Source organism: Achromobacter sp. EG18, from assembly GCF_059759395.1.
Genome location: NZ_CM186213.1, coordinates 4,571,453 through 4,595,883 on the forward strand (window position 1 = coordinate 4,571,453; position 24,431 = coordinate 4,595,883).

20 protein-coding genes are annotated in these 24,431 nt (G+C 68.3%); 5 read left to right on the forward strand and 15 right to left on the reverse strand.

All coding sequences use genetic code 11. The features are described from left to right. Positions 1 to 37 precede the first annotated feature (37 nt). Both AC6CR5_RS21005 and bfr read left to right on the forward strand, forming a co-directional pair. Complete coding sequence (locus AC6CR5_RS21005) at positions 38 to 952, forward strand: DMT family transporter (RefSeq protein ID WP_049052559.1); 915 nt, start codon at positions 38 to 40, stop codon at positions 950 to 952. A 424-nt stretch (positions 953 to 1,376) separates the two neighbouring features. After that, the gene (bfr, locus tag AC6CR5_RS21010; protein ID WP_006386993.1) at positions 1,377 to 1,853 is read left to right on the forward strand and encodes a bacterioferritin; all 477 of its coding nucleotides are present in this window, start codon (positions 1,377 to 1,379) and stop codon (positions 1,851 to 1,853) included. Positions 1,854 to 1,937: 84 nt separating this feature from the next. Here the strand turns inward: bfr and AC6CR5_RS21015 are convergent, their stop codons facing one another. From AC6CR5_RS21015 to AC6CR5_RS21030, 4 genes are all read right to left on the reverse strand, one after another. Further along, a complete protein-coding gene (locus AC6CR5_RS21015; RefSeq protein WP_026384932.1) occupies positions 1,938 to 2,636 on the reverse strand; it encodes a hypothetical protein in 699 nt (232 codons plus the stop codon). A gap of 24 nt (positions 2,637 to 2,660) precedes the next feature. Beyond that, positions 2,661 to 4,268 carry a peptide chain release factor 3 gene (locus AC6CR5_RS21020; RefSeq protein WP_006386995.1) on the reverse strand — a complete coding sequence of 536 codons (1,608 nt, stop codon included), beginning with the start codon at positions 4,266 to 4,268 and terminating at the stop codon, positions 2,661 to 2,663. A 111-nt stretch (positions 4,269 to 4,379) separates the two neighbouring features. Further along, positions 4,380 to 5,009 carry a LysE family translocator gene (locus AC6CR5_RS21025; protein ID WP_006386996.1) on the reverse strand — a complete coding sequence of 210 codons (630 nt, stop codon included), beginning with the start codon at positions 5,007 to 5,009 and terminating at the stop codon, positions 4,380 to 4,382. 45 nt (positions 5,010 to 5,054) lie between these two features. Then, positions 5,055 to 6,566, reverse strand: coding sequence for a DEAD/DEAH box helicase (locus tag AC6CR5_RS21030; RefSeq protein WP_054473094.1), 1,512 nt, complete (start codon positions 6,564 to 6,566; stop codon positions 5,055 to 5,057). Positions 6,567 to 6,867: 301 nt separating this feature from the next. Between AC6CR5_RS21030 and AC6CR5_RS21035 the strand changes: the two genes are divergently transcribed. Beyond that, a complete protein-coding gene (locus AC6CR5_RS21035; protein WP_006386998.1) occupies positions 6,868 to 8,340 on the forward strand; it encodes a YdgA family protein in 1,473 nt (490 codons plus the stop codon). Between the two features lie 154 nt (positions 8,341 to 8,494). Further along, positions 8,495 to 9,931: a YdgA family protein gene (locus AC6CR5_RS21040; RefSeq protein ID WP_236724854.1), complete on the forward strand. Its 1,437-nt coding sequence runs from the start codon at positions 8,495 to 8,497 to the stop codon at positions 9,929 to 9,931. A 32-nt stretch (positions 9,932 to 9,963) separates the two neighbouring features. Here AC6CR5_RS21040 and AC6CR5_RS21045 read toward each other — a convergent pair whose 3' ends face one another. The 8 genes from AC6CR5_RS21045 to AC6CR5_RS21080 form a co-directional block, all read right to left on the reverse strand. After that, the gene (locus AC6CR5_RS21045) at positions 9,964 to 11,172 is read right to left on the reverse strand and encodes a metal-dependent hydrolase family protein (RefSeq protein ID WP_054442535.1); all 1,209 of its coding nucleotides are present in this window, start codon (positions 11,170 to 11,172) and stop codon (positions 9,964 to 9,966) included. Positions 11,173 to 11,200: 28 nt separating this feature from the next. Then, on the reverse strand, positions 11,201 to 12,928 hold the full coding sequence (locus tag AC6CR5_RS21050; protein WP_006387003.1) for a dipeptide ABC transporter ATP-binding protein: 1,728 nt from the start codon (positions 12,926 to 12,928) through the stop codon (positions 11,201 to 11,203). 7 nt (positions 12,929 to 12,935) lie between these two features. Beyond that, positions 12,936 to 13,862, reverse strand: a complete 927-nt coding sequence (locus AC6CR5_RS21055) for an ABC transporter permease (RefSeq protein WP_006387004.1) — start codon at positions 13,860 to 13,862, stop codon at positions 12,936 to 12,938. A gap of 12 nt (positions 13,863 to 13,874) precedes the next feature. Further along, positions 13,875 to 14,846, reverse strand: coding sequence for an ABC transporter permease (locus tag AC6CR5_RS21060; RefSeq protein ID WP_006387005.1), 972 nt, complete (start codon positions 14,844 to 14,846; stop codon positions 13,875 to 13,877). A gap of 156 nt (positions 14,847 to 15,002) precedes the next feature. Next, complete coding sequence (locus AC6CR5_RS21065) at positions 15,003 to 16,610, reverse strand: ABC transporter substrate-binding protein (protein ID WP_024067409.1); 1,608 nt, start codon at positions 16,608 to 16,610, stop codon at positions 15,003 to 15,005. Between the two features lie 210 nt (positions 16,611 to 16,820). Continuing rightward, positions 16,821 to 18,191, reverse strand: coding sequence for a GTPase/DUF3482 domain-containing protein (locus AC6CR5_RS21070; protein WP_459228376.1), 1,371 nt, complete (start codon positions 18,189 to 18,191; stop codon positions 16,821 to 16,823). Further along, positions 18,184 to 19,614, reverse strand: coding sequence for a DUF2868 domain-containing protein (locus AC6CR5_RS21075; protein ID WP_020925634.1), 1,431 nt, complete (start codon positions 19,612 to 19,614; stop codon positions 18,184 to 18,186). The genes AC6CR5_RS21070 and AC6CR5_RS21075 overlap by 8 nt, the downstream gene beginning before the upstream one ends. Positions 19,615 to 19,680: 66 nt before the next feature. Next, positions 19,681 to 20,568 carry a helix-turn-helix domain-containing protein gene (locus AC6CR5_RS21080; protein ID WP_200220712.1) on the reverse strand — a complete coding sequence of 296 codons (888 nt, stop codon included), beginning with the start codon at positions 20,566 to 20,568 and terminating at the stop codon, positions 19,681 to 19,683. 169 nt (positions 20,569 to 20,737) lie between these two features. Here AC6CR5_RS21080 and AC6CR5_RS21085 point away from each other — a divergent pair, with 169 nt between their 5' ends. Continuing rightward, positions 20,738 to 21,631 (forward strand): DMT family transporter, encoded by an 894-nt coding sequence (locus tag AC6CR5_RS21085; RefSeq protein ID WP_026383381.1) that lies wholly within the window; start codon positions 20,738 to 20,740, stop codon positions 21,629 to 21,631. A gap of 27 nt (positions 21,632 to 21,658) precedes the next feature. Here AC6CR5_RS21085 and AC6CR5_RS21090 read toward each other — a convergent pair whose 3' ends face one another. From AC6CR5_RS21090 to gcvA, 3 genes are all read right to left on the reverse strand, one after another. Continuing rightward, complete coding sequence (locus AC6CR5_RS21090; protein ID WP_024067414.1) at positions 21,659 to 22,867, reverse strand: aminotransferase class V-fold PLP-dependent enzyme; 1,209 nt, start codon at positions 22,865 to 22,867, stop codon at positions 21,659 to 21,661. A 47-nt stretch (positions 22,868 to 22,914) separates the two neighbouring features. Continuing rightward, positions 22,915 to 23,388: a RidA family protein gene (locus AC6CR5_RS21095; RefSeq protein ID WP_020925631.1), complete on the reverse strand. Its 474-nt coding sequence runs from the start codon at positions 23,386 to 23,388 to the stop codon at positions 22,915 to 22,917. 108 nt (positions 23,389 to 23,496) lie between these two features. After that, on the reverse strand, positions 23,497 to 24,399 hold the full coding sequence (gene gcvA, locus AC6CR5_RS21100; RefSeq protein ID WP_498084917.1) for a transcriptional regulator GcvA: 903 nt from the start codon (positions 24,397 to 24,399) through the stop codon (positions 23,497 to 23,499). Between the last annotated feature and the right edge of the window lie 32 nt (positions 24,400 to 24,431).

Here is a 24,431-nt window from a genome sequence, read left to right on the forward strand (position 1 = left end):
AGAATGGGCTCATCTTCCTTTGCCCGGACCTGCTGCCATGAAGGCGTCATCGACTTTGCCCGCCACCGCCCTGCCCGCCGACGCGCCGATGGGGGTGGCCTGGGCGCCCATCGCGGCGTTCTGTTTCCTGTGGAGTTCGGCGTTCGCGGCGGCCAAGATCGCGGTGCGCGACTGTCCGCCGCTGACCCTGTTGACCATTCGCTTCCTGATTGCTGGCGCCCTGATGCTCGGCGTGGCCGCGGCCAGCGGCCGTTGGGCTCGGCCCGCCGGCCGCGACCTGGCGGCGCTGGTGTTGCTGGGCGTGCTGAACAACGCGGCCTACCTGGGCCTGAGCTGGAGTGGCATGACGACGGTGTCGTCCGCGTTCACGGCGGTGCTGATCAGCACCAATCCGCTGTTGATCGGCGTGTTGGCCGGTCCGGTGCTGGGCGAGCGGCTCGGCTGGCGCAAGATGCTCGGGCTGTGCCTGGGCCTGGCGGGGGTGGCCCTGGTGCTGCGTTCGCGCCTGTCGGGCATGCAGGAGGACCTGCATGGCACTTTGCTGGTGACGGGCGGCCTGGTGGCGCTGGTGGCGGGCACGCTGCTCTACAAACGCCTCAAGCCGTCGACGGGACTGTGGATGGCGACGGGCATCCAGTCGCTGGCCGGGGCGGTGGCGCTGATGCCGGTGGCGCTGCTGCACGACAATATCGGCGATGCGCGCATGACGGCCAGCCTGTTCTGGAGCATGGCCTACATGATCGTGGCGGTGTCCATTGGCGGCTACTACCTTTGGTTCATGATCCTGGGCCGCGCCAGCGCCACCGCGGCCAGCGCGCTGCATTTCCTGATGCCGCCGCTGGGCCTGCTGTTCGGCTGGGTGGTGCTGCGTGAATCGGTGTCGTGGCTGGACCTGCTGGGCATCGTGCCGATCGCATTCGGCATCTGGCTGGCGACGCGGCGCGCCGCCTAGGCGCGGGCAGCGCGCGCGTCAAGCTGGCCGAGGCTGGGGCGTGCGCGTCGCGCGGGACCCCGCGCAGCGCGCCAGGGTTGGGTTTGCACAACGTGGCGTGCGGTCGGAACGGTCTGATAGATTCATGGCGTCATCACGCCATTCACGCGGTGCGGCGCGCTCGAAATGCCGCGGCAAATGGGACACCCGTGTCCGCCCAGCCCGCGAAACCGCGATGCATTGCCCGCAGGACATCGCGCACGCATACTCATTCTCATTCGTCTGTCGCTTTCTTGTAGCGCTCGTAAAGCGGTTTACCAAATGCGCGCCAAGGCTAGGCGCGGCCCCGCGGCCGATGTTAGTCTGCCGGGGTTGCGTACTCGCGGCATCGTGCGCTTCTTGTCGCGATGCAGTGCGCGTCGCGCCTGACTGCAAGGAGTCCATCATGAAAGGCGATAAAACCGTCATCCAGTTCCTGAACAAGCAACTGACCAACGAGCTGACGGCGATCAACCAGTATTTCCTGCATGCGCGCATGTTGAACCACTGGGGTTTCGACAAGCTGGGCAAGCACGAGTACGAAGAATCCATCGGCGAAATGAAGCATGCGGATCGCCTGATCGCGCGCATCTTCATGCTCGACGGCCTGCCCAACCTGCAGGACCTGCACAAGCTGTTGATCGGCGAAGATGTGCCGGAACTGCTGGCCTGTGACCTGAAGCTGGAGCAAGGCGCCCAGGCCACCGTGAAGGAAGCCATCGCCTATTGCGAATCGGTGCGCGACTACGTTTCGCGCGACCTGTTCCAGGACATCCTGGACGACACCGAAGAGCACATCGACTATCTGGAAACCCAGATCGACCTGATCGACAAGGTGGGCCTGCAGAACTACCTGCAAAGCCAGATGTCCGTGCCCGACTGATCGATCAGCCCGGCATGAAAATGGCGCCCCTCGGGGCGCCATTTTTTTGCGTGATCGCGCGTGGCGCGATCTGGACGATGCGGCTTACTGCGGGCGCGCCGGGCACTCGGCCATCGTGCCCCAGGCCCGGTTGGGACCGCAGTATTTGTTGCGGGCCGCCCACGAGCACGAGGGGCGCTCGAAGAAGCCCTGCGTGGCACAGTGCGCCAGCTCGCGCTTAAGCGCATCCTGCCATCCGGGTGCGCCGGGGGCGGGCGACGAATTGGGCGGGGGCGGCGCCTGCACCATCTGCGTATTGCCATAGCCGGCGGCCTGCTGGCCCGGTGCCTGGCCCTGGCCACCATTGACGGCGGTGCCGGTGCCCGGCGCCTGCAGGTCGAGCGTGCTGACGTCGGACGTGCCTTGCGGCAGCGGCACTTGCGAGGCGGCGGCGATTTCGCGCGCCTGGTCCTGGCTGATGCGTTCGCGCGAGATCTTCACGGCGGGATCGCTGACGGTGTCGAACAGCGATACGGTGTTGATGGCCCATTCGCGGTCGGCCGGCTTGTCGGGCACGCCGAGCGTGCCGTCGATGCGCGGCTGCGGCGGCTGAGCCACGTAGGGACGCCCGTTGGCGTCGAGCACGGGCTGCTGCGACGCGGCCGCATCCTGGCCGGGCGCAGGCGCGGCCTGCGGCGCATGCGCCACCAGCCAGTCACCCAATTGAATACCGCCCCAGGCCGACGCGCCAAGCGCCAGCAGGAGCGTTGCGAATAATAAACGCCAAGACATTGCTACCCTCATCTGCCGTGCGGTACCCGAACGGGTTTACGCCTTGTCTCCGAAGACCTTGCCACCATGCTCGCGCATGGCGTGGAATTTCACATCCGGATACAGTTCCTCGGCCACGCGCAACTGCGCGGGCGAACCGATCAAAAACGCCGCCGCATCGACCACATCATAGGCGATATGGGCTGCATTGGCATCCATGAACTTGCGCAGCGCCTTGGGGTTATCAGAGGTAATCCAACGTGCCATTGTGTAGCGCGAAGGCAGCATCCGGGCGTCCACGCCGTACTCGGTCTTGAGGCGGTGGGCCACCACTTCGAACTGCAGCTGGCCAACCGCGCCCAGCAGCAGCGAACCGCCGGCGGCCTCGGGGCGGAACACCTGGATGGCGCCCTCTTCGCCCAGCTGCGTCAGGCCGGTGCGCAATTGCTTGGTGCGCAGCGGGTCCTTCACTTCGACGGCCTGGAACAGCTCGGGCGCGAAGAACGGCAGGCCCGTGAATTGCAGCGTTTCGCCCTCGGTCAGCACGTCGCCCAGTTGCAGCACGCCGTGGTTGGGGATGCCGATGACGTCGCCGGCATAGGCCTCGTCCAGCAGTTCGCGGCGTTGCGACAGGAACGACACCACGTTGTTGGGGCGCATTTCCTTGTTGGTGCGCGCGACCTTCAGGCGCATGCCGCGCTCGAAGCGGCCGGAGCTGACGCGCACGAAGGCGACGCGGTCGCGGTGGGCCGGATCCATGTTGGCCTGCACCTTGAACACCACGCCCGTGAACTTGGGTTCCTCGGGCTGCACTTCGCGTTGCAGCGCGACGCGCGGGCCGGGCGGCGGGGCTTGTTCGACCAGCGCGTCCAGTACTTCCTGCACGCCGAAGTTGTTGATGGCGGAGCCGAAGAACACCGGGGTCTGCTTGCCGGCCAGGAACTGGTCGCGGTCGAACGCGGGCGCGGCTTCGTTGATCAGCTCGATCTCGCCGCTGGCCTGGTCGAAGGCCGAACCGAAGCGGCGCGCGATCTCGGGGTTGCTCAGGCCTTCGATGAAATCGTCGTTGTCGGAACGGCGCTCCTGGCCGGGGCGGAACACGCGCATGCGGTCGCGACGGATGTCGAACACGCCGCCGAAGGCCTTGCCCATGCCCACCGGCCACGAGAACGGCACGGCGTCCATGCCCAGGTGGCCTTCGATTTCCGACAGCAGCTCGAGCGGCTCGCGTACTTCACGGTCCATCTTGTTGATGAACGTGATGATGGGCGTGTTGCGCGCGCGGCAGACCTGCAGCAGGCGGATGGTCTGCGGTTCGACGCCGTTGGCGGCGTCGATCACCATCAGCGCGGCGTCGACCGCCGTCAGCACGCGGTAGGTGTCTTCCGAGAAGTCCTGGTGGCCCGGCGTGTCGAGCAGGTTGATGACGCAGTCGCGGTATTCCATCTGCATCACCGACGAGGCCACCGAAATGCCGCGCTGCTTTTCGATTTCCATCCAGTCGGAGGACGCGTGGCGCGAGGCCTTGCGCGCCTTGACACTGCCGGCGATCTGGATCGCGCCTGCGAACAGCAGCAGCTTTTCGGTCAGCGTGGTCTTGCCCGCGTCAGGGTGGGAAATGATGGCGAAGGTACGGCGCCGCGCTACTTCTTGTGGGATGTTCATGATCGGAGGATTCAACCTGACGCCGCGGCTTCAGCCCGGCGCGGTCCGGTATCGTGCATCGAAACAAGCGGGGCACGCGCCGTTGCCGGCGCGTGCCCCGCGCGTGGAAATTCAGGAATGGCGGCGGAACGAGGCCAGGAACACGCCGGCCAGGATGAACAGCGAACCGAAGGTGCGGTTCATCCAGCGGATGTGCTTGGCATCGCGCAGCAGGCGCAGCACGCGCGCCGCCAGCAGCGTGTACACGCCCATCGCCACCAGGTCGGTGAACGCCAGCGTGCCGGCCAGCGCCGCGTACTGCGGCGTCAGCGGCAAGGCGGTGTCGACGAACTGCGGCACCACCGCCAGCAGGAACACCGTGCCCTTGGGGTTCATGGTGTTGATCAGGAAGCCGCGCATCACCAGCTCGCGGATCGAGGCCTGCTTGGGATCGCCGGCATCGACCGCGACCGGCGCGGCGTCGGTGCGGATCTGGCGCACCCCCAGGTAGATCAGGTAGGCCACACCCAGGTACTTGACCACGTTGAAGGCCATCTCGGAAGTGGCCAGCACCGCGCCCAGGCCGACCGCGACCACCACGAACTGGAACAGGATGCCCATGATCAGGCCGGCCGTGTTCCAGTAGCCGCGGGCAAAGCCGTACTTCAGTCCGGAGGACATCGCGGAGATGGCCCCCGCGCCGGGCGAGAACGAAATGGCCCAGGAGGCCAGGAAGAACGTCAACCAGGTGGAAAGAGGCATGATGGCGCGGGTCCGTGGGTCGCAGTTACAGGTATGCCGCTGATATTACTTGGAGAGCAGCGCCGCGCGCGGGCCGCCGGCCGGGCGGCCGCCGTTGCCGTTGCCGGCGGGACGGGCGCTGCCTTCGGGACGGCGATGGTTCTGCTGCGGGCGGGCGTCGCCGCGGCCGGCGTGGGCCGGACGGTCGGAGGGCTTGCCGTCGCGCTGGCCCTGGCTGCCGCGGTTGTCGCCGCCGGCGCGGGCCGGCGCCGGGGCGCGGCCGCCGTTGGCGTTGCGCGGCGCGGCGTTGGCCGGGCGCGAACGGGGCGCGCCGGCATTGCCGCCGCGGCCGCCGTTACGGCCGCCGCCACGCGGCTGGCGCGAGTCTTCGTCGCGTTCCTGGCGTTCGAAGGCGGCGGCGCTGGTGGCGGGCGGGGTCCAGTCGGCCACCGGCTTGCGCTCGATGGTCTTCTTGATCAGGCGCTCGATGTCCTTGAGCAGCTTGATCTCGCTGTTGTCCACCAGCGAGACCGCGGCGCCGGTGGCGCCAGCGCGGCCGGTGCGGCCGATGCGGTGCACGTAGTCTTCCGGCACGTTGGGCAGTTCGAAGTTCACCACCTGGGGCAGCTGGTCGATGTCCAGGCCGCGCGCGGCGATGTCGGTGGCCACCAGCACCGTCACGGTGCCGTCCTTGAAGCCGGCCAGCGCGCGGGTGCGGGCCGACTGGCTCTTGTTGCCGTGGATCGCGGCGGCGGTCAGGCCGTCCTTGACCAGCTTTTCGGCCAGGCGGTTGGCGCCGTGCTTGGTGCGCGTGAACACCAGCACCTGGTGCCAGCCGCTTTCGCGGATGATGTGGCTGATCAGGTCGCGCTTGTGGTGCTGTTCGACCAGGTGCACCGTCTGGGTGACCAGTTCGGTGGCGGTGTTGCGCGGGGTGACCGAGACTTCGCCCGGATCGTTCAGCACGCCGCGCGCCAGCGAGCGGATCTCATCGGAGAAGGTGGCCGAGAACAGCAGGTTCTGGCGCTGCTTGGGCAGCAGGGCCAGGATCTTGCGGATGTCGCGGATGAAGCCCATGTCCAGCATGCGGTCGGCTTCGTCCAGCACCAGGATCTCGACGCCGGACAGGTCGACCGTCTTCTGGCCGCAGTGGTCCAGCAGGCGGCCGGGGGTGGCCACCAGGATGTCCAGCGGCTTGCGCAGGGCGGAGATCTGGGGGTTGATGTTGACGCCGCCGAACATCACCATGGACGTCAGCGAGGTGTGCTTGCCGTAGGTCTGCACCGATTCGGCCACCTGCGCGGTCAGTTCGCGCGTCGGGGTCAGGATCAGGCAGCGCGGGCGGCCGGCCTTGCGGGCTTCCGGCTTGCGCTGCATCAGCAGATGCAGGATGGGCAGCGTGAAGCCGGCGGTCTTGCCGGTGCCGGTCTGGGCGGCGGCCAGCAGGTCGCCGCCCTTGAGGACCTGCGGAATCGCCTGGGCCTGGATGGGGGTGGGCGCGGTGTAGCCGGTATCGGCAATGGCGCGCAACAGGGAATCAGCCAGCCCGAGGTCGGCGAAAGAGGAAGAGGTAGTCAAAACAACTCCAGCGGCAGCCCGTCGCTCAAGTTGAGAGACTCCAATCCAGGCGGACGAATAAGGAGAAAAGGGAAGCGCCCCTGAGGGCGAAGCTTGGCGGCGAAGTGCCTAGCGGACGCGTGCGGATTGGCAAAGCACGCCTGGCGATTGTAGCCGATGCCGCGCTGCCGCATAAGGGACGCGCGCTATCGGTATAGCGAAGTAACATTTTGCACATAAAAAGCACGAAATTAGTGTAATCCCTAGTCCACGCTCCCTATAATCCGTCGGCTTACCTCCACCAAAAGAATTAAGGGTTGCTATGAAAAAGGCGGCAATAGCGGGTCTGGTCGTTGCACTGGGCGCAATCTGGACCGGCACGGCCTGGTACACCGGCCAGAAGGCCGAGGCGTTCGTCAAGCAGTCGATCGAAGACGGCAACGTCGAACTGCGCAAGCTCGGCGAAAAATGGGGCGTGACGCCCGTGATCGAACTGATGTCGTTCGAGCGCGGCGTGTTCTCGTCCACCGAGCGCTACCGCGTCAAGTTCGCCCTGCCTGCCAAGGATGGCAAGCCGGCCGAGGAACGCGAGATCCAGTTCGTCGAGCACCTGTCGCACGGCCCCTTCCCGTTCTCGAACCTGGCTTCGGGCAAGCTCGCGCCGGCGATGGTCGCCAGCCGCTTCCAGATCGAGGAAACGCCGGCGATCAAGGGCTGGTTCACCGCCACCAAGGGCGCCACGCCGCTGTCCGGCGCCTATAGCGTCAGCTACGGCAAGAACGTCACCGGCACCTTCAATCTGGCGCCGGCCGAAGCCTCGACCGACAAGACCAAGCTGACCTTCTCCGGCATGACCGGCGACGTCGACTTCGACACCAAGAGCAAGCACGGCGTCCTGGCGCTCAAGAGCGACAGCCTGACGCTGGCCGGTCCGGCCGGCGAGAGCGATATCGTCGGCATGGCGGTCAAGGGCATCACGCTCAACAGCGACCTGGCGCCGGGCAAGAACGACATGGCCATGGGCAGCCAGAAGCTGGTCCTCAAGGAATGGACCATCACGTCCAAGACCCAGCCGCCGGTGCTGCTCAAGGACACCAGCATCGCGGTGGACCTGGCCGAGGCCGATGCCGGCGTGAACGCCAAGATGGTGCTGGACTTCGGCATGATCAATGTCAAGGAAAAGGACATGGCGGGCCTGCAGCTGGCCATCGGCATGAAGAACATGGATCCCAAGGCGCTCAAGGCCCTGAACGACGTCTATGAAGCGTCGTCGCGCCGCATGATGCAAAGCGGCGACGACGAGGCCAAGCCCGAGTTCACGCCCGAAGAGCAGCAGATCCTGAAGACCAACGTCGAACTGCTGCTGGCCGGCAACCCCAGCCTGTCGGTGTCGCCGCTGCAGGTGCGCACCGCCAACGGCACCTCGACCTTCAACCTGGACGTGGACCTGGCCAAGCCGGCCTCGACCGACAAGCCGGCCAGCGACCTGGCCATGGAAGCCATCCGCAAGCTCAACGCCAAGCTGGTGCTGTCCAAGGCCAACGTGGCCGACCTGATGGCGATCGAGCCGCAGATGCGCGGCGTGCCGGCCGACCGTGCCGCCCAGACCGCCAAGGGCCAGGCCGAAATGGTCGGCACCATGGCGGTGGCGATGGGCGTGGCCAAGGCGGAAAACGACAACATCGTTTCCTACCTGAACTACGCCGACGGCCAGGTCGACTTCAATGGCAAGAAGATGCCGCTGCAACAGTTTGTGATGATGGTCATGAGCGGCGCGATGGGCGGCATGCGCTGAGGCGCGAACACGACTTCGGCGCCGGCATGATGCCGGCGCCCCATGCGGGCTGCGGCGCCATCGGGCGCGGCAGCCCGTTTTTCATGCGCGGCGTATGCTGTCACGGATCCGGTCCGCGAGGCCGGATGGCATCGATGAACGCGGGAAGGACACCATGAGGAAATTTGCAGCCGTGGGTTGCGCCGTGCTGGCGCTGGGCGCGATCTGGACGGGCACGGCCTGGTACACCGGCAAGCAGCTGGAGACCGGCATGGCGCAACTGGCCGACAGCGCCGATCAGTTGGCGCGGCAGATCGGCGTGAAGACGGGCGAACCGTTGTCGTTCGAGCCGTTGTCGTATGAACGAGGCGTGTTCACGTCGCAGGCGCGCTATCGGCTGAAGACGGGGCCTTCGCCGGAGGACGGCGCGGCCGCGGCGGGGCACGAGTACGAGATGGTGGTGCGCCTGGACCATGGGCCGTTCCCCCTGTACCGCCTGGCGCGGGGGCACCTGTTCCCGGCCATGGCGGCCGCGCGGGCCGACCTGGCGCAGACGCCTTCGGTCGACACCTGGTTCGCGGCTGCCGGGGGCGCCGTGCCCGTGACGGCCGAGGCCGTGGCGGGCTATGGCCGCGACATCAGCGGCACGCTGGAGCTGGCGCCGGTCGAGCGCGTGCGCGACGAGTCGCGCTTCAGCTTCTCGGGCCTGAAGCTCCTGGCCGACGTGGCCGCCGGCGGCAAGCACACCACGGTGGACATCCACTCGGGCCGCGCCGAGCTGTTCGAGCCCTACACCAAGGACGGCGAGCGACATACGCGCCGCCTGGCCATGCGCGACCTGGCGATCAGGTACGACGCAAGCCGCGCCGCCGATGAGGCGGGTACTGCGGCCACCCGCGCGAACCTCAAGCAATGGACCATCGAGATCGACGGCGAACCGGTCACGCTGCGCGACGTCGCCGTGAGCACCGATGCCAAGGGCGCCGAGAGCGCGATGAACGCCAAGCTGGCCGTGCAGGTCGCGGGCATCGACACGCGAGCCGGACAGGCGGCCAATCTGCGCCTGGCCGCCGAGGCGCGCAACTTCGACATGGCGTCGTTCCGCGCATTCCAGGCGTCGGTGGAGGCGGCCCGGGGCGGCGCCAGTCTGGGCGACAAGATGGTGGGCGCGGGCCACCTGATGAAGTTCCTGCTGGCCCAGCCGGGCTTTTCGCTGTCGCCGCTGCAGGTCGATACCGCCAACGGTTCTGCGACGCTGCGGCTGGACCTGGATCTGAGCGCGCCCACGCTGTGGAACCACTCGCCGGGCGCAGTGGTCAAGGAAACCGTGCGCAAGCTCGATGCGCGGATGTCGGTGCCGGTCGTCAGCCTGGCCGACCTGATCGCGGTGCGGATGCGGGCCGAAGGCATGCCCGAGGCCGCCGCGCGCGAGGCGGCTGGCCGTCGGGCCGAGGAGATGCGCGACCGCTTCCTGCGCGGCCAGTGGGGGCGCCTGGAGGACGGCAAGCTGGTCGCGAGCCTGAACTACGAGGGCGGCCAGGTAGACGTCAATGGCGAACGCATGCCGGTCGAGAGTTTCCTGAGCTGGCTGATGGCGCGCGGCGTGAAGTAAGGCGCGCCAGCGCCGCCTTCCCGCCTTGCCTGTCAGGCCGGCAAGGCGCCCGACATGACTTCGCCGTTGCGCAGCACCGCCACGTGGAAGCGCTTGTCCGCGGCTTGCATGATGTCCTCGGTCGGGTCGCCGCGCACCAGCAGCAGGTCGGCCGCGCAGCCCGGTTCCACCACGCCGTGGCCGGCCATGCCCATCAGGTCATGGCCGCGCGAGGTGGCCGCGACCAGGGCGTCCACCGGCGTCATGCCGAACTCCACCATGTAGGCCAGTTCCATCGCGTTGTCGCCATGCAGGTTGAAGGGCGTGCCGGCATCCGTGCCCAGCGCGATGCGCCCGCCCGCCTTGTAGTACATCTGGATGGATTCGCGATGGCGCTGTTCCACCGCGCGCGCCTTCTCCACGGCATAGGCGGGAATGCCATTGTCGGCGTTGGCGACGATGTTGCGCACCGCGGCGATGGTCGGCACCAGGTAGGTCTCGGCCGCCAGCATTTCTTCCAGGCACTGCGCGTCCATGAAGATGCCGTGCTCGATCGAGTCGATGCCGGCGCGCACCGCGTTCAGGATGCCCTGCGTGCCCTGGGCGTGGCTGGCGGTGCTCTTGCGAAAGCGCTTGGCCTCGTGCACGCCCGCCTTCATCTCGTCGAAGCTGTAGTGCGCGTCCATCGGGCTCACGCCCGGCGTCATGACGCCGCCGGTGGCCATGATCTTGACCAGGTCGCAGCCGGCGTGGACTTGCTCGCGCACCGCCTTGACCACTTCTTCGCAGCCGTCGGCGACGCGGCCGATGCGATTGCCGTGGCCGCCCGTCATGCAGATGATGCGGCCCGAGGCCTTGATGGTCGGGCCGGGGAACACGCCGCGCGCGATGGCGTCGCGCACGCCGAATTCCAGGTAGTCCTTGCCGCCGCAATCGCGCAGGGCCGTGAAGCCGCCGCGCAGCGCGGCCTGCGCGTTCTCCAGCGCGGTCAGCGTAATCTGCGCCGGGCCCTGTTTCGACATCTGCGTCTGCGGGTCGGCGCCGCCGGTGTAGACCAGGTGCACGTGGCAGTCGGCCATGCCGGGCATCAGCGTCATGCCGCTGGTATCGACGCGTCGTCCGGCAAAGCCGTTGAATTCGGCCGCCGGCGCCACCCGCGTGATCTGCTTGCCCTCGACCAGCACGCCGTGGCCCGGCAGGATCCCGCCACGTCCATCGAACACCTTGCCGCCGATGAACAGGGTCTGTGGCAACGCATTCATGTCTCGCTCCTTGTCATGTGGGTGGGGTTCAGCCCGCCACCTCCAGGCCCTCGCGGGACATGGACTGCAAGCGGGGCATCAGCCCCAGCAGGTGCTGGCTGTAGGGATGCTGCGGATGCTCGAACAGCGCTTCGGTGTCCGCCACTTCCAGCAATTCGCCGTAGCGCATCACGCCGACGCGGTCGCACATCTGGCGGATGACGGGCAGGTCGTGGCTGATGAACAGCATGGTCAGGCCCAGTTGTTCCTGCAGGTCCTTGAGCAGGTTCAGGATCTGCGCCTGGATCGATACGTCCAGCGCCGAAGTGGGTTCGTCGCAGATCAGGAAGCGCGGCCGCGTGGCCAACGCCCGGGCGATGCAGATGCGCTGGCGCTGGCCGCCGGAGAACTCGTGCGGGAAGCGCTCGGCGGCGCGCTCGCCCAGTCCGACCACGTCGAGCAGGTCCGCCACCACGCGGCGCGTTTCGGCCTCGCTGGCCGCCAGTTTGTGGAAGCGGATCGGCTCGGCCACGATGTCCAGCACCCGCATGCGCGGGTTGAGCGACGAGAACGGATCCTGGAAGATCATCTGGATCTGGCGCCGGAACGGGTTGAGCTGTTTCTCGCCCTTGAGCGCGGTCAGGTCGGTGCCGCCGAACGTGACCGAGCCGGCGCTGGGTGTGTACAGGCCCGAGATCAGCCGCGCCACGGTCGACTTGCCCGAGCCGGATTCGCCCACCAGGCCGAACACCTCGCCTTCGCCGATCGTGAAATTGACGCGCTTGACCGCGTCCAGCGTGCGCTGGTTGCGCTTGAGGAAGGCGCTCTTGAGCACGAAGCGCATGCTCAGGTCCCGGACCTGCACCAACGGCCCCTCGCCGCGCGCCCCGAAGTCGCGCCGCTGGCCCAGCCAGTGGGTGGCCAGGTCGAGTGGTTTGGTGGGTGTCCTGACGTCCTCGATGTAGGTGACCAGCGGAAAGCGCTTGAGCTTGATGTCCGGGCGCGGCACGGCCGAGATCAGGCTGCGGGTGTAGGGATGGTCGGGGTCGCCCAGGATCTTGGCGGTGGGCCCCTGCTCGACCAGCTTGCCGTGGTACAGCACCGCGACGCGGTCGGTGACGTCGGCGATCACGCCCATGTCGTGGGTGATGATGATCATGCCGACCTGTTCCTGGCGGCAGAGCTTTTTCAGCAGTTCCAGGATCTGCGCCTGGATCGACACGTCGAGCGCGGTGGTGGGTTCATCGGCGATGATGACTTCGGGCTCGCAGCACAGCGCCAGCGCGATCACCACGCGCTGCCGCATGCCGCCCGAGAACTGGTGCGGATACTGCTGCACGCGCAGCTCGGGCTGGTCGATGCCGACCTGGGCCAGCAATTGCACCGCGCGCTTCCTGGCCTGGTCGTGGGTCAGGTCCAGGTGCACCAGCATGGTCTCGACCAGCTGGCTTTCCACGGTCTGCAACGGGTCGAGCGAGGTCAGCGGATCCTGGAAGATCATGCCGATGCGGCGTCCGCGCACCTTGCGCTTCTGCGCCGGGGTAAGGGTGTCGATGCGTTCGCCGTCGAGCAGCACCGCGCCGCCGGCCAGGCGGCCGGGCGCTTCGAGCAGGCCGATCACGGCGTTGCCGATGGTCGACTTGCCGGCGCCGGACTCGCCGACCACACCCAGGATCTCGCCTTTCTCCAGCGACAGCGACACGCCGTCCACCGCCACCAGCGTGCCGCGGCGGCTGGGGAATTCAATGCGGATGTCTTCGATGTTCAAGAGGGCCATGGCATCCTCAGCGCAGCTTGGGGTTGAGCGCGTCGCGCAGCCAGTCGCCCAGCAGGTTGACCGACAGCACCAGCGCGACCAGCGCGATGCCGGGGAAGATCGAGATCCACCACATGCCTGAGAACAGGTAGCTGTTGCCGATGCGGATCAGCGTGCCCAGCGACGGCGCGGTCGGCGGCACGCCCACGCCCAGGAACGACAGCGTGGCTTCGGTGATGATGGCGATGGCCAGGTGGATGGTGGCGATCACCAGTACCGGTCCCATCACGTTGGGCAGGATGTGGCGGCGCAGGATGGTGACCGGGCCGATGCCGATCAGGCGCGCCGCCTGCACGTATTCCTTGTTGCGTTCCACCAGCGTCGAGCCGCGCACCGTGCGCGCGTACTGCACCCAGCCCGATATGCCGATGGCGAAGATCAGCACGTACAGCGCCAGTTGGTCGTGCATGTCGCGCGGCAGCAGTCCGCGCGCCACGCCGTCGATCAGCAGCGCCACCAGAATGGCGGGAAACGACAGCTGCACATCGGCGATGCGCATGATGAAGCTGTCGACGCGGCCGCCGGCGTAGCCGCTGATGAGGCCCAGCGTCACGCCCAGCACCATCGAGAACAGCACCGAGGCGAAGCCCACCAGCAGCGACACGCGCGAGCCATACAGCACGGCCGAGAGGATGTCGCGGCCCTGGTCGTCGGTGCCGAGCAGGAAGTCGGGGCTGCCGCCCTCCTGCCACGCGGGCGGGGTGTTGGCGTCCATGATGTTCAGCGACGCCAGGTCAAACGGGTTGTGCGGCGCGACCACTGGCGCGAACAGCGCGCCCAGCAGGATGGCCAGCGTGACCACGGCGGCGATGATGGCGCCGGGCGAGCGCTTGAAGCTGTGCCACAGGTCACTGTCGGCGGCGCGCGCGAAGAAGGGAGCGATGCGGGCGTTCATGAGGCGGTTCCCTTATTTGCTCTGCACGCGCAGGCGCGGATCGACGGCGAAGTACAGCAGGTCGACGACGAGGTTGATGACGACGAACATGAAGGCGATCAGCACCAGGTAGGCGGCCATCACCGGGATGTCCACCATGCTGATGGCCTGGATGAACAGCAGTCCCATGCCGGGCCACTGGAACACCGTTTCGGTGATGATGGCGAAGGCGATGATGGAGCCGAGCTGCAGGCCGGTGATGGTGATGACCGGCACCATGGTGTTCTTGAGCGCATGGCGGAAATTGATCAGGCGTTCCGGCAGGCCGCGGGCCCGGGCGAACTTGATGAAGTCGGCGCGCAGCACTTCCAGCATCTCGGCGCGCACCAGCCGCATGATCAGGGTCATCTGGAACAGCGCCAGCGTGATGGCCGGCATGATCAGCGCCAGCAGGCCGGATTTGGTCAAAAATCCCGTGGTCCACCAGCCCAGCCCGACCACGTCGCCGCGCCCGAAGCTGGGCAGCCATCGCAACTGCACGCCGAAGAACAGGATCAGCAGGATGCCGATCAGGAAGGTGGGCAGCGAGATGCCGGCCAGCGAGATCGCCATGAAGGTCTTGGACAGCACGCCGTGTCGCTTGAGCGCGGTGTAGATGCCCATGGGGATGCCGAGCGCCAGCGCCATCACGGCGGACACGAACGACAGCTCCAGCGTGGCCGGCAGGCGCTCTTCGAGCAGCTCGCTGACCGGCCGCCGGTGGCGGTAGGAAATGCCGAAGTCGCCACGCGCCGCGTTGGCGACGAAATGCGCGTACTGCACCACGAACGGATCGTTCAATCCCAACTGTTCGCGCAGCTGCTCGCGCTGTTCGGGCGTGGTGTCCTGCCCGACCATGCTGGCGATCGGATCGCCGACATAGCGGAACATGGAGAACGCGATCAGCGCCACCGTCAACATCACCAGCACCGACTGGATCAGCCGCTGCGCAATAAAGGAAAGCATGGTTGGATGCCCTCTTGGTCGGATAACGCCGGGCCGCGCGTTGCCGGTCGTGGCAAGCGGGGCTGGGCCGGGCGCGCCCGGACGGCGGGCGCCGTCGCGGGGGTCGCATCAACACGGCGCCGCGCGCGCCCTGCGGCGTGGCGCGGCGCCCGGGGACTACGGCAGGACCACGTCGCGCAGGTCGAGCACGTCGTCGGCGCGCTGGATGACCTTGATGTTGTCCTTCACGCCCCACGACATCGGCTGCTGGTGCAGCGGCAGGTAGCCGAAATCGCTGCGCACGATGCCGAAGGCTTCCTTGATCATCGCGTTGCGCTTGGCCTGGTCGGTCTCGACGCCGATCTTGGCGGTGAGTTCGTCGACCTTCTTGTTGCAGTAGCCGCCCAGGTTGAACTGGCCCGCCGCCGTCTTGGCGTCGCGGCACGCGGCCAGGTTCAGCAGCGTGTTGTGCGCGTCGGTGGAGCTGGGCGTCCATCCGAGCATGTACATGCTGGTCTGGTTGCCAGCCTGCAGCAGGATCTTGCCGAAGTACTTGGACTTGGTCTGCGCCAGCAGGTTGATCTTGATGCCGACGCGCGCCAGCATGCCGGCCACCGCCTGGCAGACCTTTTCGTCATTGACGTAGCGGTCGTTGGGGCAGTCCATGGTGACGGTGAAGCCCTTCGGATAGCCGGCCTCGGCCAGTAGCTTCTTGGCGCGTTCCGGATCCGGCTTGTAGGGCGCGCCGAACGATTCGTCGTAGCCGTTGATGGCGGTGGCGATCAGCGAACCCAGCGGCTTGGCCGCGTTGCGCATGATCTTCTCGTTGATGGCCTTGGTGTCCACGGCCAGCACCACCGCTTCGCGCACCTTCGGGTCCTTGAAGGGGTTCTTGCCCTTCACGTCCGAGAACAGCAGTTCGTCGCGATCCTGGTCCATGCCGATGAAGATGGCGCGGGCTTCGGGCGCGGTCAGCGGCTTGACGCCCTTGGCGTCTTCCAGGCGCTTCCAGTCCTGCACCGGCACCGGCTGCACCAGGTCCATCTCGCCCGAGATCAGCGCGGCCACGCGCGTGGCTTCCTGCGTGATCGGCTGGAAGATGACCTCGTCGACGTTGGTCTTGATGTTCTTGTTCCAGTAGCCGTCGTAGCGTTTGAGCACGGTCTTCACGTCGGGCTGGCGCGACACCAGCATGAAGGGGCCGGTGCCGTTGGCGTTGAGGTTGGCGTAGTTGCCCTGGTTGTCGCCCTTGACGTTGGTGGCCTCGGTGGTCTTGTTCTTCTCCGACCACGTCTTGCTCATGATGTAGAGGAACACCCATTCGCGCGGCAGGATCGGGTTGGGCGTGGGGGTGGTGACCTCGATGGTGTAGTCGTCGACCTTCTTTATGTCGGAGGCCTTGGCGCCGTAGCCCTTCATGTCGGAGCCCGGCGTGAGGCTGCGCTTCCAGGAGAAGATCACGTCATCGGCGGTGAAGGGCGAGCCGTCGTGGAACTTCACGCCCTTGCGCAGCTTGAAGACCCATTTGGTGGGCTCCGGGTTTTCCCAGCTCTCGGCCAGCAGCGGCGTCAGTTTCAGGTTGCCGTCATAACCGGCCAGCGTTTCGTAGATGTTGCCCTGGAAGCCCAGCGTGAAAGTCTCGTTCAACGCCATCGGGTCCATCGACGTGGCGTCGCCTTGATAAGACCAGTGGAAGGTCTTGGCGGCCGCGCCGGCGCTGAAAGCCAACGAGGCCGTCAGTGCAGCCGCCAGCGCCGCTTGTTTCAGGTGGGGGAAAGTACGCATAGCCCTCATGCTCCGTAATGCGCGGATAGCGCGACAGAAGTGATAGGGCCCTGGCCCCACGGGGAGCCGGGGCATGGCGTTGCTGCTACGAGGAAAGGCGGTTCACGGTAGATCCAACCCCTTGTGATTGTCATGGCGGGATGGACCGCACCGATGCAGAACGAATCTTATAGAGCGATTCGTTTAAGCGTCAATCGGTTTGGATTGGGGTTAGTACTTGCTTGCTTTCGCCAATTCACGCACCGCCTGCTTGCGCCGTTCGCTGTCTTCATGGCCCTTGGCCAGGGCCGACCACTCCGGCCGGCTGCGGGCTTCCTTCAGCACCTCCGGCAAGGGGCCACGGCGCAGCGTCTCATCGTCGGGGTGGTCCAGCCGCAGCGGCGCGCGGGCTGCGTGGCCACGACGTTCGAGCGCGTCGATCAGTTGTCTTTGGCGCAGCGCCAGCAGGCGCAGCACCGCGTCGTCGACGCTGATCTCGCGCCAGCCGCGCAGCTTGCCGGCAACGCGCTTTCCGAGCTTCTCCACGCCCTGCCACAGTCCGCCGGCGGCGGCGCCGATCAGCATGCCCGTGCCCAGGCTCAGCCCCGCGCTGAGCAGGTCCACCGCCGCGCCGGCCATGGCGCCCGCGGCGGCGCCCATGCCGACCTGCACGCCCATGTCCTTGAGTGCCTGCGGGTGGAACAGGTCCATGCCCCAGCGCTCACCTTGCAGCGGCAGCGCGTCGTCATCGAAATCGGACGCACGGAAGTTGTAGAGCGCCAGCAAGGCGGTGACGCAGGCCTGTTCGCGCTGGCGTACCTGCTGGCGCAACTGCCGGGCGGCGGCCGTCAATGCGGCTTCGTCGCTGGGACTGGTGATGCGCAACGCGGCCACGTCGATCAGCAGGTCGGCCAGCAGTTCGAAGGCCGCGGCGTGGCGTTCGCGCCGTTGGCGCGCCAGCGTATCGGCCAGGCGCGCCAGGGTGTCGGCGTGGCGATCCAGCAGCACGCCCAGCTTGGCGTACAGCTGTTGCTCGCCATCGAGCGGCGGCGCCACGGTGTCGAATTCCACCGCCGCGTGCAGGCCCAGCCGCGCCAGCGCGTCGCGCCATTCGGCGGCGCGATGCGCGGGCGCATTGACGAAATTGAGCACCGGCAGCAGGGGCCGGCCGCAGGCGGCCAGGATGGCGAGTTCGTCGCGATGCTTGCCCAGCACCGGGTCGCGCGCATCGATCACATACAGCGCCGCATCGCATTCCAGCATCTTCTTGAGCACGCGCGCTTCCTGCTCGTAGCGCCCGTGCGCTTCCGGCGTGTCGAGAAAGCGCCGCACGCGCGCCGGCCCGTCCAGCCGTTCACCGGGCTGGCCCAGGCGCTCCAGGTATTCGAGCAGGGCGATGCTGTCTTCCATGCCGGGCGTGTCGAACCACTCCAGCACCGCGCGTCCATCCAGGCGCAGGCGCGCGCCTTCCACGTGGCGGGTGGTGCCGGGCTGGTCGGCGACGTCGCCGAAGGTGGTGTCGCGGGTCAGCGTGCGCAGCAGCGAGGTCTTGCCGGTGTTGGTGTGTCCCACCACCGCGACGTTGATGACGCGCTCAGTCATGGCCCTGCTCCAGCCAGGCCAGCGCCGCGGCGCCGGGCCCGAAGACGGCGCCGGCCGCCAGCCCCAGGGCGGCCAGGCGTTCGCGCCACAGCGCTTCGCGGGTGTCGGCCGCGGCCGGCGCCAGCAGCCAGACGCGGGTCTGGCCGGCGTGCGCCGCCAGCTCGGCGATCAAGGCCAGCGTGCCGCGGTCGGGCGTCTGGCGCGCATCGCAGGCGATCAGCAGGCGCGAGGCGGCGGCCTGAGACAAGGCATCCAGCAGGTGGTTGCGCTGCTCGCGCGTGTCCAGGTTGCCCGCCTGGCGGATGGACGCGGCCGGGACGGCGGGGGGCCAGTGCAGGTCGGCAGGCAGTTCCAGTCCCATCAGCACCGGCTGGCCGCCCAGCGCGGCGGGCAGCGGCGCCGCCACGCGCGGCTGGTGCAAGGGGTCGACCGGCCGGTCGATGCCAGTGGACTGGGCCGGCGGTTCGAGCCGGTCGCGCAGCGCGGCGTAGCCCGCCAGTGCGGGGTCGATGGCCAGGCCGCGCAGGGCGCGCCGGGTGACCAGCAGGCAGGCCAGCCAGGCCAGCAGGCGCGGCACGATGCCGTAGGTCACGAACACGCCGATCAGCCACCACGACCATTGCACCTGGGCATCGGCGCCCAACGCCTGGACGCCGTCGCTGGCGCGCACCATGGCGGCGTCCGGCAGCGGAAAGCCCAGTTGCGACGGCAGCCAGCCGACGACCTGGGTCAACCACACGAAAGTGTCCGGCGCCAGCAAGGTGGTGGCCCAGATGAAGCGGTAGCTGGCGGTGGACAACAGCGCCAGCAGGGTCGCCAGCGCCGCGCCCAGGCCCGCCAGCCAGAGCCCGTGGCTGACCGCGCCGAACAGGCCGCGCAGGGCGCCGGCGCGGGCCAGCAGGTTGAGGAAGGCCTGCGGCACCAGCGCGCTGTCGGGGCCGCGCGCCAGCTTGCGGGTGGCCCAGAGCCACAACCGCCCGAGCGGCGTCATGGCCGCGGGCCGCAGCAGGAAGCTGGCCAGCCACAGGACGAAGGTCAGCAGGTGCAGGCCGAGCAAGGCGGCCAGCGCCCACAGCACGTTGACGGCGCGGCCGCCATCGCCCAGGGCGCCCGCCGCCACGCCGGCGCCGGACAGCAACGCCAGCAGCAACAGCAGCGCCAGCACCGCGAATGCGCTGCGGCGCCAGCCGTCCACCAGCGGAACCAGGTTTTCGCGCTGCGCCAACGCTTGCGCGCGCGCCAGGATGCGGGCCGGCAGCGGGATGTCGAGTTGTCGTACCCGGCGCACCACGGCGGCGTCTTCCAGCGGGCCCCAGTGCGCTTCGCGCAGCCGGATCAGTTCGGCCAGCCAATGGGCGCGCAGCGGCGCCGGGTCGAAGGCCTCGGGGGAGGTGGAAACGTCGCGGGAAGTCGGCGATGGCATCGCGGGCGGGGCAGGCGATCAGGCCGCGAAGGGCGATGCGCCATTGTAGACCGCGCGGCGGCCGGCTCAGTGCTTGCGGTGGGCGGCGCGGTATTGGCCCGGGGTGACGCCGGCGGCGTCGCGGAACACGCGCGACAGATGGCTGGCGTTGCCGAAACCGGCCGCCTGCGCGATGCCGGCCAGGTCGCCCTTGCCGGCCGCCAGCAGGCGGCGCGCGTGAGCCAGGCGGCGGGCGCGCACCCAGGAATGCGGCGGCTCGCCGAACGAGGTGTGGAACATGCGCGCGAAGTGATAGGTGGACAGCGCGGCCACGCCGGCCAGTTGGTCCAGCGTCAGCGGCTCGGCGAGGTGCGCGTCGACATAGTCCATGACCCGCCGCCGCACCGCCGGCGCCAGCCCGCCGCGCGCCGGCGCCACGGCCTTGCGCGACACGCCCTGGTTCAGCAGGTGATGCAGCACGGTCTCGGCCGCGCTGCTGGCAGCCAGGCGCTCGGCGGGCGCGGTCCAGTCGCTATCGAGCAGCGCCCGGCATACGTCGGTCAGCGACTCGTCGTGGATGTAGGTGCGGTCGCGCAGTTCCAGCGCGCGCGGTTCGCAGTCGAGCCGCATCACGGCCTCGCGCGCCAGCCGTTCCGGCGCGATGTACAGGTGCAGGAAATGCACCGTGTCGTTCATGCACCAGCGCGAATAGTGCTCGGCCGGCAGCACGCAGAATTTGCCCGCGCCGCCGTGCAGCGGATTGCCGACCCGGAACGACTTCTCGCCGCCGTGCAGGTACAGCGACAGCGTGTGGTGGCCAGGCATGTCGTAGCCCAGCGTTTCGTGGGCGCTGCGGCCCCATTGCGAAATGGCGATGCCCTCGCCCAGCGAGGCGGCACGCGCCAGTGTCGCGCTGGAGGCGGACAGCGTGCGAAAGACGGAGAAGTCGGACGGTGCCGAAGCGGTAGTGCCCATGGAACTGAAATGCTACTGCGATCGCCGCGCGCGTGGCACGCGCGGGTGCGGAAAAACCGCAAGAACCGGCAATTTTTTCGTCCGCCGCGGGCGCAGACTGGGCGTCGGAGCCCGCGATTTTCGCGGTGCCGGATGTCATGTCCTTTTTGGCCCTGCCGAGCGTCCCAAAGTGAATCTATTCCTGTATTTCCTGACCGTCGTCATCTGGGGCACCACCTGGATCGCCATCAAGCTGCAGCTTGGGGTGGTGGCGATTCCCGTGTCCATCTTCTACCGCTTTGCGCTGGCCGGCCTGGTGCTGTTCGCCGCGTTGCTGCTGACCCGCAAATTGCAACGCCTGGATCGCCGCGGGCATGCGTTGTGCCTGGGCCAGGGGCTGTGCCTGTTCTGCCTGAACTTCCTGTGCTTCTACACGGCCACGCAGTGGATTCCTAGCGGCCTGGTGTCGGTGGTGTTCTCGGCCGCCACGCTGTGGAACGCATTGAATGCGCGGCTGTGGTTCGGCACCCGCATCGCGCCGCGCGTGATGGTGGCGGGGGTGATCGGCTTCACGGGTCTGGTGCTGCTGTTCTGGCCCGAGCTCGCGGGCCAGGAGGCCAGCCGCGAGACGCTGCTCGGACTGGGCTTCGCGCTGCTGGGCACGTTCTGCTTTTCCACCGGCAACATGCTGTCGTCGCTGCAGCAGCGCGCCGGCATCCGTCCGCTCACCGGCAACGCCTACAGCATGCTGTACGGCGCCGCCGTGTTGCTGGCCGGCTGCCTGGTCGCGGGCGTGCCGTTCCGTTTCGACACCTCCACGGCCTATGTCGGCGCCCTGCTCTACCTGGCGATTCCGGGGTCGGTGATCGGCTTCACCGCCTACCTGACACTGGTGGGACGCATGGGCCCGGCGCGCGCCGCCTATTGCACCGTGTTGTTCCCGGTGGTGGCGCTGAGCGTGTCGACCTTCGTCGAGGGCTACCAGTGGACGCCCGCCGCCCTGCTCGGGCTGGCGCTGGTGATGTTCGGCAACCTGCTGGTCTTCACCAGGTGGTCGCCGTTCTCGCGCCGCGTGGCGGCTTGATCGACATGGGCGCGCGGCGCAAGTGTGCTAGGCGCCCTGGCGCGACAACGCGCGCAGCGCGTCGAGCAGGCGGTCGATCTCCTCGTCGCGGGTCAGGTAGCTGACCGAGGCGCGCGCGATGTGCGCCAGGCCGCGCGCGTTCATGTCCAGCGGCGTGTACGGCGCGCCGTTGCTGCCGATGGTGATGCCTTGCGCGGCCAGCGTCCGCTGCACGGCGGCAGGGTCGTGCCCGGCGAGATTGAACGACACCAGGCCGGACAGTTCGCGGCCCTGGTCCAGCACCTCGATGCCGGCAATGGCGCGCAGCTCCGCCCGCAAGGCCTGGGCGACCAGGTCGATGCGGGCGCGGATGGCTTCCAGGCCGATATCGAGCGCTTCCTGCAACGCATTGGCCAGGCCTGCGCGCAACGCCATCGAAGCTTCGGCGGATTCGAAGCGCGTGGCATCGTCGCGCAGTTGCGGCTCGCCGTCGGCGCCCAGCGGCGCCGAATGGGTGTCGACGAACGCGGGCGCCAGGCGCGGCAGGAATTCGCGCCGCACATACAGCAGGCCGGTGCCGCGCGGGCCGCGCAGGGCCTTGCGGCCGGCGCCGCTGAGGACGTCGCAACCGACCTCGGCCACGTCGATCGGCACCTGTCCCACCGCCTGCGCCGCATCGATGAAGTACGGCACGCCCGCGGCGCGTGTGACGCGGCCGATGGCGGCGGCCGGGTTGATCAGGCCGCCGTTGGCCGGCAACCAGGTCAGCGCGACCAGGCGCACCCGTTCGTCCAGCATGGCGCGCAGCGCATCGGCGTCGACACAGCCGCTGTCATCGGATGGAATCGTCTCGATGCTCGCGCCCGCGCGTTGTGCCGCCAGCCGCATGGCGGCAAGGTTGCCGCCCCATTCATGGCGGCCCACCAGGATGCGGTCGCCGGGGCGCCAGGGTCCCAGCGCGGCGAATGCGGCGCCCCACCCTGGGGAATTGCCGCCGGTCAGGGCGATCTCGCCTGGCTGGGCATTGAGCAGTTGCGCGGCCAACTGGCGCGCCTGCTCGGTGTGGGCGCGCGCGGCCACGCCCGCCTCCATCGGCCCGTGTTCGGCTTCGCGCCGCAGGTGGGCCTGGATGGCATCGAGCGTGGCCGCCGACGGCAACGATGCGCCGGCATGGTTGAAGTGGACGGTGGTGCGCGTGCCGGGCGTGGCGGCGCGCAGCGCTTCGAGGGTGGCGGCGGTGAGGACGGCGGCGGGCATGAGGGTTCCAGGAAAAACGCGCCGGGCTTGCGTCCGGCGCCGGGGCATCAGGCGGGCGTCAGTGCGACGACGGCTTCCACCTCGACCGCCACGCCCTGCGGCAGCGAGGCCACGCCCACCGCGCTGCGCGCGTGGCGGCCGGCATCGCCGAACACTTCCACCATCAGGTCCGAGGCGCCGTTGGCGACCGCGCTCTGGCGATTGAAGTCCGGCGTGCTGGCGACGAACACGCCCAGGCGCACCACGCGCGCCACGCGATCGAGCCGGTCGCCGGTGGCGGCCGCGATCTGCGCCAGGATCCCCAGGGCCGACAGGCGCGCCGCGCTGACGCCGTCCGCTTCGGAAATCTGGTTGCCCAACTGGCCCAGGAACGCCGCCTTGCCGCCTTCGCGCGAGATCTGGCCGGAGATGTACAGCAGATTGCCCTCCTGCACGAAGGGCACGTAATTGGCGGCGGGCGCGGCGGCGGCTTCGAGCACAAGGCCGAGTTCGGCCACGCGGCCGGAGATCGTACGGGTCATGGAATCACCTGTGAGACGGAAAAGGGAAAAAACGATCCCCATGCTATCGGCGCGCGCCGTGCCTGACCAATCAATTATTGCGAACCACGTATGAGTAAAAGTAATGCATCAACCGTCGGCCGCCGCCTGCGCCAGCCACGCCTGGAATGCCACGGCGGCGGGTGCGGCCGGGCCGCGCGGACTGACGAACCACCAGCCGATACGCGGATCGTCCAGCGCGGTGCCTGGCAGCGCCTCGACCAGCGCGCCGCTGGCCAGCTGCGCGGCGATCAGGCGATGCCGGCCCATGGCCATGCCCTGTCCGGCCAGCGCCGCTTCCACCACGATGTTGTAGTCATGCAGATGCACGGTCTGGGCGCGGCCCAGGTCCAGGTCATGTTGCCGGGCCCAGGCATCCCACTCGAACGGCAATTGCGCGTGCGAGACCAGCAGCGGATAACGTAGCAGGTCGGCCGGCGCGCGTGGCCGTCGCCGTCCCGCCAGCAATGCCGGCGCGCACACCACCGACAGCCGTTCCGGCATCAGGCGTCGCGCCCGCAGGCCGGGCCAGGTGCCGCGGCCATAGCGGATCGCGACGTCCACTTCACCGGCCGCCACGTCGGCCAGGCCGATGGCGGGCAGCAATTGCAGGTCAATGTCCGGATGGGCGCTGGCGAAGCCCGGCAGGCGCGGCGCCAGCCAGCGGGTGGCGAACGAGGCCAGCAGCCCGACCTTGAGCGTGTGGCGGGCGGCGGCGGGCGCGCGCGCTTCGTCGGTGCCTTGGCGCAGCAGTTCGAACGCCGCGTGGACCCGCTCGTAATAGGCCTGTCCCGCCGGCGTGAGGGCCACGGCGCGGGTGCGACGCTCGAACAGCGTCACGCCCAGTTCCGCCTCCAGCCGCTGGATGTGGTGGCTGATGGCGCTTTGCGTGACGAACAGTTCTTCGCCCGCCAGGCTGAAGCTCAGGCGCCGGGCGGCCGCCTCGAAGGCGCGCAGCGAGACCAGGGCGGGCAGGGAACGGTTGGAGCGCATGGGACGGCGGAGAGGGTGGGCCGGAGAGGGGG

Coding starts and splice junctions, on each gene's coding strand:
- AC6CR5_RS21005 (WP_049052559.1), top strand. CDS start 38: ATGAAGGCGTCATCGACTTTGCCCGCCACCGCCCTGCCCGCCGACGCG.
- bfr (WP_006386993.1), top strand. CDS start 1,377: ATGAAAGGCGATAAAACCGTCATCCAGTTCCTGAACAAGCAACTGACC.
- AC6CR5_RS21015 (WP_026384932.1), bottom strand. CDS start 2,636: ATGAGGGTAGCAATGTCTTGGCGTTTATTATTCGCAACGCTCCTGCTG.
- AC6CR5_RS21020 (WP_006386995.1), bottom strand. CDS start 4,268: ATGAACATCCCACAAGAAGTAGCGCGGCGCCGTACCTTCGCCATCATT.
- AC6CR5_RS21025 (WP_006386996.1), bottom strand. CDS start 5,009: ATGCCTCTTTCCACCTGGTTGACGTTCTTCCTGGCCTCCTGGGCCATT.
- AC6CR5_RS21035 (WP_006386998.1), top strand. CDS start 6,868: ATGAAAAAGGCGGCAATAGCGGGTCTGGTCGTTGCACTGGGCGCAATC.
- AC6CR5_RS21040 (WP_236724854.1), top strand. CDS start 8,495: ATGAGGAAATTTGCAGCCGTGGGTTGCGCCGTGCTGGCGCTGGGCGCG.
- AC6CR5_RS21045 (WP_054442535.1), bottom strand. CDS start 11,172: ATGAATGCGTTGCCACAGACCCTGTTCATCGGCGGCAAGGTGTTCGAT.
- AC6CR5_RS21050 (WP_006387003.1), bottom strand. CDS start 12,928: ATGGCCCTCTTGAACATCGAAGACATCCGCATTGAATTCCCCAGCCGC.
- AC6CR5_RS21055 (WP_006387004.1), bottom strand. CDS start 13,862: ATGAACGCCCGCATCGCTCCCTTCTTCGCGCGCGCCGCCGACAGTGAC.
- AC6CR5_RS21060 (WP_006387005.1), bottom strand. CDS start 14,846: ATGCTTTCCTTTATTGCGCAGCGGCTGATCCAGTCGGTGCTGGTGATG.
- AC6CR5_RS21065 (WP_024067409.1), bottom strand. CDS start 16,610: ATGCGTACTTTCCCCCACCTGAAACAAGCGGCGCTGGCGGCTGCACTG.
- AC6CR5_RS21070 (WP_459228376.1), bottom strand. CDS start 18,191: ATGACTGAGCGCGTCATCAACGTCGCGGTGGTGGGACACACCAACACC.
- AC6CR5_RS21075 (WP_020925634.1), bottom strand. CDS start 19,614: ATGCCATCGCCGACTTCCCGCGACGTTTCCACCTCCCCCGAGGCCTTC.
- AC6CR5_RS21080 (WP_200220712.1), bottom strand. CDS start 20,568: ATGGGCACTACCGCTTCGGCACCGTCCGACTTCTCCGTCTTTCGCACG.
- AC6CR5_RS21090 (WP_024067414.1), bottom strand. CDS start 22,867: ATGCCCGCCGCCGTCCTCACCGCCGCCACCCTCGAAGCGCTGCGCGCC.
- AC6CR5_RS21095 (WP_020925631.1), bottom strand. CDS start 23,388: ATGACCCGTACGATCTCCGGCCGCGTGGCCGAACTCGGCCTTGTGCTC.
- gcvA (WP_498084917.1), bottom strand. CDS start 24,399: ATGCGCTCCAACCGTTCCCTGCCCGCCCTGGTCTCGCTGCGCGCCTTC.